Raw genomic sequence first — 10,113 nt, 5'->3', positions numbered from 1 at the left:
GAATCGCTCTATCATTCATATGCACCTTTTAAAATATTTCAAATTATACTTCTTTATTGTTAAAATTTAATGTTATGCACTAAAACGAACTCGTCCGTTTTAGTGGCAGGGACAGATGTCCCTACAACCCCCTTGCCATGGAGTATGCCATTGGTTAGCATACCTAAAAGCTACAAAAAACTTTGTTTTTCGAGAATTTTAAGGTATGTTATGCGCTTTTCATAAAAGTGCGTAACATCAGTTAAAATCTAAGCTCGCCAATTTTATTTTATAGATGCAGCTACTTTTGAGGAAACTCTTTAAGCATCGCAGAGACCGTTTCATTGAAGTACTCGGCACGCTCCTGCGGCGTTTCAAAACTCTCGATGTTTTTAGTTAGCTTTGCATACCAAAATATCTTTTGCGTTGCAGGGTCTAGCATATTTATAAACAGAGTTCCTTTGTCGTTTGAAAAGCCTCTTGCGGTTCCTAGCGAGAGACCAAGCCCGCTTGAAAACGTGCCAAGACCAAAGCCTAAACCGACGTTTGATGGAACGTCCTCTCTTATAATGCTCTGAAATATTATATGAAAATCTGCCTCATGTTCCGGTGTGCTGACATACCCTTTTGCCTGCATCTCATTGGTGATTGCTTCAACTATGCGCTCATCGTTTAGCGCACCTGAATCCTCGGCTTTGGTATAAACTACTGCAAATGTCGACAGCGCGGCAATATTAAAAGATGGATCAAAATCAATATCTGCTTTTTTAGCCGAGCATCCCGCAAACAGAATCAGCAGAAGTGGAAGTATATATTTAAACATTTAGACTCCTTTTGGCTATTCGCCCCATCTTAGTTTCTCTTTTAACACCTCAAAGTAGTTATATTCTTCTCTGTGTATCAACTTTACGGTCTTTGTTGCTAGTTTTATATGCACGCTCTCGCCGAGTTCTAGTTCATGCACATCTTGTCCATCTATGATAATAAGCGCTCTCTCTTCTGATGTCTTCATCTCTATGGCATATTTCCCCGGAAGCACAAGCGGTCTTTGCGTCAGTGAGTGAGGGCAGATGGGTGTGAGGGCAAACACATTTGACATAGGAAAAAGCACAGGACCGCCGGCAGAGAGGTTGTACGCCGTTGAACCGGTTGGGGTTGAGACGATTACCCCATCACCATAGTAAGTGTTAAAGGCTTGAGAATCCACAAGTGTCTCTATGTGTATCATGTTTGAAACACGCGTACGGGTAAGTACGATGTCGTTAAAAGCGTAGTACTTGACCTCTTTTGTGTTTTTTATAACCGTTGCTTCTAGAACTGCTCTCTCATCTACTTTGTATCTGTTTTGGATAATTTTTTCAACAAATGCGTCAAGTTCATCAAGTGAGAGATCTGCCAAAAAACCAAGGTTTCCTGCATGAACACCGAGTATCGGGATGTCAAAATCAAATGATTTTCTCACCGTAGATATAAGTGTACCGTCGCCACCAAAACTCACTATAAAGTCGCACTCCATGCAGATGTTTTTAAAACTCTCACCGCTCATGCCAATCATTTTGGCACTTTTGCTCTCAAGTAAAACATCTATGTTGTGGCTTTTAAAAATCTTCTCCACCTTTAGGTAGCCATCTTTTAGTTCCGGGGTTAGGGGTCTTAAAACTACACCGATTTTTTTAATCTCTTTGCTTTTCAAAATATCTCTTTATTAAAATTCTTTCCTTGATTATACACTCTTTAGCGTTAAAATAAAAAATCTCTCTAATTATGCGATAAGCCAAATTTAGATATAATCGCGAAAATTATTTACCAGGACTCTATGTTTATGAGAAGTCATTATTGTACAGATTTAAGTGAAGCAAACGTCGGGCAAGACGTTGTTCTAACAGGTTGGGCAAACAGTTACCGTGATCATGGCGGGATTATTTTTATTGATTTAAGAGATAAAAGCGGTCTTATTCAGCTTACATGCGACCCTGAAGAGAATGTTAGCGCTCACAAAGCAGCAGACGGCGTTCGTGATGAGTATGTTCTCATAGCTAAGGGAACAGTTCGTCATCGCGGAGAGGGTCTTGTAAATCCTCGTCTTAAAACAGGCGCTATTGAAGTTATAGTAAAAGAGCTTATTATTGAGAACAAATCAGCTCCTATTCCTTTTGCTATCGGCGATCAAAATGTCGGCGAAGAGATAAGACTTAAATACCGCTACTTGGAGCTAAGAGACCCTGCAATGTATGAAACGTTTCGCCTTCGCTCAAAAGCGGCAATCGCGGCAAGAAATATACTTGACGCAAACGGCTTTTTAGAGGTTGAAACTCCTATTTTAACAAAATCAACCCCAGAGGGCGCTAGAGATTATCTCGTTCCATCTCGCGTTCACAGTGGTGAGTTCTATGCACTTCCACAATCTCCGCAGCTTTTCAAACAACTTTTGATGGTCGGCGGATTTGACAGATATTTCCAGATAGCAAAATGTTTTCGTGATGAAGATTTAAGAGCCGATCGTCAGCCTGAATTTACTCAAATAGATGTCGAGATGAGCTTCTGCGACCAAGAGGATGTTATAAAAGTAGCTGAGGATCTTCTTGAAGCTATGTTTGGCGCTTGCGGCATCAATGTCAAAGCTCCGTTTAACCGTATTTCACATATGAACGCTATGGAGTGGTACGGTTCTGATAAGCCTGATTTGAGATATGACCTTAAGATGGTTGACGTTATTGATATATTTGAGAGATGCGACAATGAGATTTTTACAAATATTGCAAAAAAACCGCATACAAACCGCATCAAGGCTCTAAAAGTTCCCGGTGCAGACTTAGTTTTCTCAAAGAGAGAGATGAAAAGTTTTGAGGATTATGTACGCCAGTTCGGCGCACAAGGTCTTGGCTACTTCCAGATGAAAGAAGATGGTCTTAAAGGTCCTCTCATTAAGTTTTTTAGTGAAGATGATATTGCGCTTTTAGTCGAGAGACTCGGTATGGAGCTGGGTGATGTCGTTTTCTTCGGCGCAGGCGATAAAAAAACCGTATGGGACTACATGGGTCGTCTTAGAATCTTTATTGCCGAACATGAGAAGATGAATCTTGTAGATAAAGATGCTTTTGAATTTGTATGGGTTGTTGATTTTCCTATGTTTGAGATTGAAGATGGACGAGTAAAAGCACTTCACCATCCATTTACACAGCCAAAAGATACCGATAAAGATGATGTAGAAGAGATAGAATCTATCGCATACGACATCGTTTTAAACGGTACAGAACTAGGCGGGGGAAGTATTCGTATCCACAAGCCTGAAGTTCAAGAAGAGGTTTTCAAACTACTTGGTATTGATGAGGAAGAAGCAAAAGAGAAATTTGGTTTCTTGCTCGATGCTCTTAAATTCGGCGCTCCTCCACATGGCGGTTTTGCAATAGGATTTGACAGACTTATGATGCTAATTACCAAAAAATCAAGCATACGCGATGTTATTGCATTTCCTAAAACGCAAAAAGCTTCTTGTATTTTAACAAAAGCACCTAGTACTGTTGATAACACTCAGCTTCGCGACCTTCATATTAGACTACGCGAACAAGTAAAATAACCATATTATGAAAAAGCTATTTTTAATCATCGGAGCACCCGGCTCCGGTAAAACTACCGATGCAGAGTTAATCGCCAAACAAAATGACAAAATAACACACTACTCCACCGGCGATATGCTCCGCGCAGAAGTTGCAAGCGGCAGTAAACTTGGCTCTGAAATAGACAACTACATCTCAAAAGGCTTAATTGTTCCTATAAAAATAGCCATAGAGACTATCATAAACGCTATAAAAAATGCTCCAACCGACATCATCATTATCGATGGTTATCCAAGAAGCATGGAGCAGCTGAATGCTTTGGATGAATACCTACATGCAGACTCATCCTTAGAACTTATAAGCGTTATAGAAGTACATGTAAGCGAAGAGACTGCTAGAGATAGAGTTCTTGGTCGTGCTCGTGGTGCTGATGACAATAATGAAGTTTTTGATAACCGTATGAAGGTTTACACAGAGCCTTTGGCAGATATAGAAGCGTTTTACAAGGCTAAAAATCTTTTACATGTAATATCCGGCGAAGGAACTATTGAGACAATAGTTTCTGAGATGCAGGATTTTATAAACTCTAAAATTTAATTGAACCCAACAACGGGTTCAATTAACCGAGTTTTGAAACGATAGCCGCTTCAACTTCAGATATATCGGCAGTTCCATCAACAGTAATGTACGTCAAAGAAGCTATCTTGTCTGCTTGCTCTTTATAGTAACCGATAAGAGGTTTTGTCTGTTCGTGATAAACTTTTAGTCTATCAAGCACAACCGATTCTTTATCGTCATCTCTTTGAACAAGGTCTTCACCAGTAACATCATCTTTGCCACCTACTTTTGGCGGATTGTAAACTAAATGGTAAGTTCGCCCGCTTGCCAAGTGTGCACGACGACCTGACATACGCTTCACTATCTCTGTATCTGGAACATCTATCTCAATGACAGCATCAATATCTACACCTGCACTCTTAAGAGCGTCTGCTTGAGCAATGGTACGAGGAAAACCGTCCAATAAAAAACCGTTTTTACAATCATCTTCTTGGATTCTATCTTTTACAAGACCGATAATTATCTCATCAGTTACCAGTTGACCGGCATCCATAGCCGCTTTAGCCATTTTACCCAACTCTGTGCCTGCTTTAATAGCTCCACGGAGCATATCTCCCGTAGAGATTTGAGGAATGTTATATCTTTTCGTTAAAAATCCTGCCTGAGTCCCTTTTCCGGCGCCCGGAGCTCCAAGTAATATTATTCTCATATTTATCCTATCTATTTTGTATTTGAAATTATATATAAATGTAGTTAAAACTAGCTATAAATAAACCTCCTCTGAAGCGTAACTTTCATAAAATACACTCAATTAACTATAGGAAGCCAAATGCCATTTTCCAAACTGGGTCTCTCACCGCAAATCCAAAGCGCGCTTAAAAAAAGCGGCTTTATAACGCCTACTCCTATTCAAGAAAAGGTTATTCCTCTTGCGCTGAAACATCATGATATTATGGCGATGGCGCAGACCGGAAGCGGTAAAAGTGCCGCTTTTGTACTGCCGATACTTGAACTCTGGGCTAAGAGTGTCGGCGAAGGAAAGCCTAAGATAAAAGCACTTGTTATAACCCCTACTCGTGAACTTACGCTTCAAGTTGCTGATGCTTTTAACACTTTTGGCGCAGATTTAAAGAGAAAACCAAAGGTTGTCTCTATTATCGGCGGAGAGAGCATAGGTAATCAAATCTATGCTATTCAGCAGGGATGCGATATCTTGGTAGCGACCTCAGGACGACTTCTTGACGTGCTTACAAAAAAGCAGACAAACCTCTCTCATCTTGAATTTTTCGTTCTTGATGAAGCAGACAAGATGCTAAACCTTGGTTTTTCGCAGGAGCTTGATGCCATACTTGAAGCGATTCCGCAAAAGCGCCAAAACCTTCTCTTCTCTGCAACCTACCCTCAAAAAATCTTAGATATTGCCTCAAAGATTACACAAAATCCCCTCAGAGTAAATATTGAGCAAGATGTGCCTACTGTAGAGAGTGTGGTGCAGCGCGCCATAGAAGTAAATCGTGAAAATCGCGGCCCGCTTCTAAGACATCTGCTTGACAATGAAAAACTAGAGCAAGTTCTTGTGTTTATGGCAAACAAAAGAGCCACGGACAACATAGCGGCTAAGTTTAAAAAGTACGGCTACAAGGCGGAGTCGTTTCACGGGGATTTGCTTCAAGATGAGCGCACACTTACGTTAGATGAGTTTAAAGCCAAAAAGGTACGCATACTCTTTGCAACCGATATAGCCGCTAGAGGACTCGATATTGAGAATGTCTCATATGTTATAAACTTTGACCTTCCTCGCTCGCCGACCGACTATATCCACCGCATCGGACGTACAGCAAGAGCCGGCAAGTTAGGAATGGCAATCTCATTTATATCTCATGAGGATAAAGCGCATTTTAATATCATTCAAAAGAGATGCAAAGTAAATATAACAATGGAGCAGATAGAGGGCTTTGCGCTCAAAGGCGAAGCTGTCCTAAAAGTAAAAGGTCCACAGCCGATTAAAGGCAAGGGCAAAAGCAAAAAAGACAAAGCAAGAGAAAGGGCCCTTAAATAGGGCTATGTCTGATTTGAAAGGTCACTTTTTGTTCCATAACCACTTAAGATTTATGGAACTTTGCAGTTTTAACTTTTTGAACACTTTTTGGAACATAGAAAACTAATTTAAGTACTTTGTGTTACACAAGGAAGGAATTATTGACTAGAGTTTTAGTGAGTAGATAGCAACTGTCATGAGCAATAATTTTCCCGCTAGGGTAAATTACTGGTCTCCTCGCATGTGTTATGCTTTAATGCTGGTCTCTTTATTTTTTATATATAGTAATGCACTAATGGCAAATATAAGTACTGCAAGCAACGAAGCAAATAAAATTAACGTTTTTGTTGAATTTGTATTGTCTGATATAAAAAATAAATATATAGCAAAACCAATTACAGATGATATTGCTACAATAGTTGTATTTACGACAGTTGTTATTGCTGTTATAAAGAATTTAAACTTAAATAATTTTTTAAACAATATGCTTAAAATAAAGGAAGAAATTATGGCAAATCCTGCAAATAAAAGATAATTAAGTTTTGAGATTGTCTCAAGTTTAAAATTGTCATACCCATTAAAAAATATAAATATTATGCTGATGGGTATAATGGTTATTATTTTTATGATATTTTCATAAATAATATCTTTCATTATTATTTACATGCCCAAGGGTCTTGTTTACACATAAGACTTAAATTTTTTTGAGCACCAGTATTACCTAATTTAGCTGCTTTCATATAATACATATATGCTTTTAGCTTATCACCTACACTTTCATCATATAAAAGACCTGTATTTCCATAAGTTATTGCTATATTAAGCTTACCATTTGGATTTTTCTTTTGTAATTCTATTGATTTTAAGCATTCATTCACGTTTCCTGTTCTCATATGATTTAGCGCTTCTTTATCACATTTGTGTGACTGTTTCCAATATTCATCTGATGTATTAGCTATTAGCTTGTCCCATTCAGCATCACTTTTAGCAAGCCCGTTTTGTACCAATATTAAAAGTACACTGAGTCCTAAAATTATTCTCTTCATATAAGAACCTCCAAAAATTAAATTTACTGTAAATATAGTATAAATCAATTTAAATCACTATACTATACTCCTATAGTTGCACGGCTGATTCATACAAAGGAATAAAAAATGCTTTATAGAGAGTATGAAAGAATTTAACCTATGCGAAGAGCTAAGAACATTAAAAGACAACAGACGAGGACTTGTCATTACACCCCTCATTACACCCCAGGGGCAACATCTCCATTTTTTACAACTTTAGACACAAGTGATTTAGACAAGTTTAAATGATTGGCGATTTCTACCTGAGAATATCCGTCTAAATGTGCATTTATTATAGCAAAATTTCTATCATGCCTATTTTGTATATCACTGAAATGTTCTACAAATGCTTTTGATTTCTTTATCTTTATGCCATCGTCTGTTTTTTGAATTTTTTGTTTATCTTTTTCCTTAAGATAATCTAGCTCATTTTCACTAAGTGGTGTTTCTAAAAGCTCACACAAAGTTTGTATATCAAAATCTATTAACAACATAGACTCTCTTGCACACGGATGTACACTTTTTGCATTCAATATTTGAGATGCCAAGGTGTAAGGATAGTTCTTTATGCTGTCCGTAATACCTGCTTCTATTGGATTGTTTTCTATGTAGCGTATAAGTGTGTAAATGTACTCATCTGATGTTATGTATTTAGATTTATACCTGTCTTGCCACAGGTGTCCGCTACGTTTATATTTTTTGTTGAAGTATTGCGAATAGTTTGCGCTTACTATGCGCATAAATGTAGATAAGTTTTCTTTTTGTGTTTCTATAAGAAGGTGGTAGTGGTTGTTCATCAAACAATAGTCATGAAGATAAACTTTGTGTATGGTCGCTGTTTTATTAATGATTTGTAAAAACATATCTTTATCACTAGCATGATTAAATACATCACAACGGTTTACACCTCTGTTGATAACATGGTGGAAACCTGCTAAATCTATGCGTGGTCGTGTTGGCATTTTAGACCCTTTAATAGTCAGTAGTTGTGTTACTACTGATGTTTAATATACATATTATTACATGAATAAAATGATTTTTCAAAAAATATGACATTTTGAAATGTTTTAGTTTAGGATTATAGTTTGTGTGTGAAAAGTGGAGATGTTACCCCTGGGGTGTAATTTCAAATTGACTTCTTGAATCTTTCAAAGACCTATAAGCACCCATTCCAACACATTCCAATGTAATGATTTTTTCATTAGCACGTAGTAATTTCAATCCATTCATTTTACTTGTAATGATCGATTCAAAATCATTTTGTTCTGCTTTTCCTCCTGCTGGTGGCCAAAATGCCAATAAAAATGAAAAAGAACGCAGATGTACTATACGAAGTATTTTTTGACCTAGATTTGGAACTCTAAAAAAAATATGTCCTACTCTATGGATTGTTGGCTCAAGTATTATTGTTTCGTCTGAAGTTACGGTTTTATCAATTTCTTTTTTTTTGACTTCCTCTGGATAAGTAAGTAGAGCAAAAAGTTGAACAGAACGCCCTAATTTATCATTTTTCCCTAAAATGTAGGGTAACATCTCCTCTAGTGCTTTTTCATCATGAGCACTATGAATTCTTGCAGAGTTGTAGCTCATTTTCAATAACCAGCGTTTTAATAAATGATAGTCATATTCAAAGGAAATTTTCTCATTGAATTTAATAATGTTAATAAAGTCTCTATCAAACAAATTACAAATATACGAATCTAGAATAGATAAAGTTATATTATTACAGTGAGCACATACATCTTTTATTGTTGGCTCATTGGGAATAGTCCGCTGCAATCTAGATAACCAAAAATAATTTTCATTTTGTTCATTAGCAGCATAAAGTCTTTTATGTAAAGAATTAGGCCATAAATGTTCTTTTGTGAATTTTTTCTCTTCTTTACAGTATGTGCATATTTTTTGGTTTTTCATTTTTACTTCTTGTACTCTTAACTATTTGTTCAACTACATTATATGCAAAACAACCTTAGTTCACATAAATAACTTACATTCTGTTTGTTAGTTATTTAACAAAGAATATGACAATTTGTCATATTCTGAACAAAAAAGAGAAAAATTCTATAAAATTCTTAAAGTTTGAGTGTTCGTTTAATACTGTATATTCAAATTAAATCACATAATGTGTGTTAATTGTCAAATATCTTGCAAAATGTTGCTTAAGTGAAGGATTGAAAATTGAAGTTAAAAAAGAAGATGCTTCGAGTTTAAAATCATTACTGTATCATTTCACTAAAAAAGGGTTTTATGAAACTGTTAGTGCCATTTTTGCTATCACTCTCTCTAGCAAGCACTGCATCTGCAGATGAGAACTGGATTCCCATAACACCTGTAGATAAGCCACAAACTTCAAAACAGGTTAGAGCGGTGAACAAAATGATTAAAAATGCCGCTATCATTAAACAACTGATTGATACAACTGGTAAAAAAGAGGTAGTAAAAACTAAGGAGAAAAATTGGTTTGTGCTGGGTAATGAAGAAAGTAAGTGATTATTTTAGATTTTCAAACTGGTTTTACATGTCAAATCGACATGCAAAACCACGGAGAATCAATCCTCTTCAAATCCAAAATCATCATCTTGAGACTCTTTTTGAGCCTCTAAAATATCATCTATAAGCTCTTTACACTCATCTTCTTCCATGTCTCCGCTTTTTAAATCTTCTAGAACATCCTGTAAGTCCGCTTTAAATTCGCGAAGCTCCTCTATCTCCTCTTTTAAATCCTTACCGGCTTCTTTACTCTCGGAAATCTCCTCAAAAATTTCATCCAATCTATCGTCAATATCCGGAATAACGTTTTTTGTTATTAACTCTTCTAGTTGCTGTGCATATGACATCTATTTTTCCTTAACTGTTTTCAGTATAATACATAAAAAAAATAAAGCAGCAGATAAAAATGAACTTTTACGCATGT

12 protein-coding genes are annotated in these 10,113 nt (G+C 36.7%); 5 read left to right on the top strand and 7 right to left on the bottom strand.

Annotated features, from left to right (window positions below; translation table 11 throughout):
* Positions 1-280: 280 nt before the first annotated feature.
* The gene (locus IBX42_RS09540; RefSeq protein WP_294932260.1) at positions 281-802 is read right to left on the bottom strand and encodes a DUF4136 domain-containing protein; all 522 of its coding nucleotides are present in this window, start codon (positions 800-802) and stop codon (positions 281-283) included.
* Positions 803-817: 15 nt separating this feature from the next.
* Complete coding sequence (locus tag IBX42_RS09535; RefSeq protein ID WP_294932258.1) at positions 818-1,672, bottom strand: NAD(+)/NADH kinase; 855 nt, start codon at positions 1,670-1,672, stop codon at positions 818-820.
* A gap of 129 nt (positions 1,673-1,801) precedes the next feature.
* Between IBX42_RS09535 and aspS the strand changes: the two genes are divergently transcribed.
* Entirely contained in the window at positions 1,802-3,556 is a 1,755-nt protein-coding gene (gene aspS, locus IBX42_RS09530) for an aspartate--tRNA ligase (RefSeq protein WP_294932255.1), read from the top strand.
* Between the two features lie 7 nt (positions 3,557-3,563).
* A complete protein-coding gene (locus IBX42_RS09525; protein ID WP_294932252.1) occupies positions 3,564-4,133 on the top strand; it encodes an adenylate kinase in 570 nt (189 codons plus the stop codon).
* 22 nt (positions 4,134-4,155) lie between these two features.
* Here the strand turns inward: IBX42_RS09525 and adk are convergent, their stop codons facing one another.
* On the bottom strand, positions 4,156-4,803 hold the full coding sequence (adk, locus tag IBX42_RS09520) for an adenylate kinase (RefSeq protein ID WP_294932249.1): 648 nt from the start codon (positions 4,801-4,803) through the stop codon (positions 4,156-4,158).
* A gap of 120 nt (positions 4,804-4,923) precedes the next feature.
* On the opposite strand from adk, the gene IBX42_RS09515 reads away from it, so the two are divergent.
* The gene (locus IBX42_RS09515) at positions 4,924-6,153 is read left to right on the top strand and encodes a DEAD/DEAH box helicase (protein ID WP_294932246.1); all 1,230 of its coding nucleotides are present in this window, start codon (positions 4,924-4,926) and stop codon (positions 6,151-6,153) included.
* A gap of 274 nt (positions 6,154-6,427) precedes the next feature.
* Positions 6,428-6,667 (top strand): hypothetical protein, encoded by a 240-nt coding sequence (locus IBX42_RS09510; protein ID WP_294932245.1) that lies wholly within the window; start codon positions 6,428-6,430, stop codon positions 6,665-6,667.
* 121 nt (positions 6,668-6,788) lie between these two features.
* Here the strand turns inward: IBX42_RS09510 and IBX42_RS09505 are convergent, their stop codons facing one another.
* The 3 genes from IBX42_RS09505 to IBX42_RS09495 all read right to left on the bottom strand — a co-directional run bounded on the left by IBX42_RS09505 (position 6,789) and on the right by IBX42_RS09495 (position 9,113).
* Entirely contained in the window at positions 6,789-7,178 is a 390-nt protein-coding gene (locus tag IBX42_RS09505) for a hypothetical protein (protein ID WP_294932243.1), read from the bottom strand.
* Between the two features lie 200 nt (positions 7,179-7,378).
* Complete coding sequence (locus IBX42_RS09500; RefSeq protein ID WP_294932241.1) at positions 7,379-8,161, bottom strand: transposase; 783 nt, start codon at positions 8,159-8,161, stop codon at positions 7,379-7,381.
* Positions 8,162-8,306: 145 nt separating this feature from the next.
* Positions 8,307-9,113 (bottom strand): hypothetical protein, encoded by an 807-nt coding sequence (locus IBX42_RS09495; protein WP_294932238.1) that lies wholly within the window; start codon positions 9,111-9,113, stop codon positions 8,307-8,309.
* A gap of 333 nt (positions 9,114-9,446) precedes the next feature.
* Between IBX42_RS09495 and IBX42_RS09490 the strand changes: the two genes are divergently transcribed.
* Positions 9,447-9,689: a hypothetical protein gene (locus IBX42_RS09490; RefSeq protein WP_294932235.1), complete on the top strand. Its 243-nt coding sequence runs from the start codon at positions 9,447-9,449 to the stop codon at positions 9,687-9,689.
* A gap of 59 nt (positions 9,690-9,748) precedes the next feature.
* Here the strand turns inward: IBX42_RS09490 and IBX42_RS09485 are convergent, their stop codons facing one another.
* On the bottom strand, positions 9,749-10,036 hold the full coding sequence (locus tag IBX42_RS09485) for a hypothetical protein (RefSeq protein ID WP_294932232.1): 288 nt from the start codon (positions 10,034-10,036) through the stop codon (positions 9,749-9,751).
* Between the last annotated feature and the right edge of the window lie 77 nt (positions 10,037-10,113).

It is taken from the genome of Sulfurimonas sp., from assembly GCF_014859695.1.
Lineage (GTDB): Bacteria > Campylobacterota > Campylobacteria > Campylobacterales > Sulfurimonadaceae > Sulfurimonas.
Note: the sequence above shows the minus strand (reverse complement) of the source record. Positions and strands in the feature narration are given on the sequence as shown.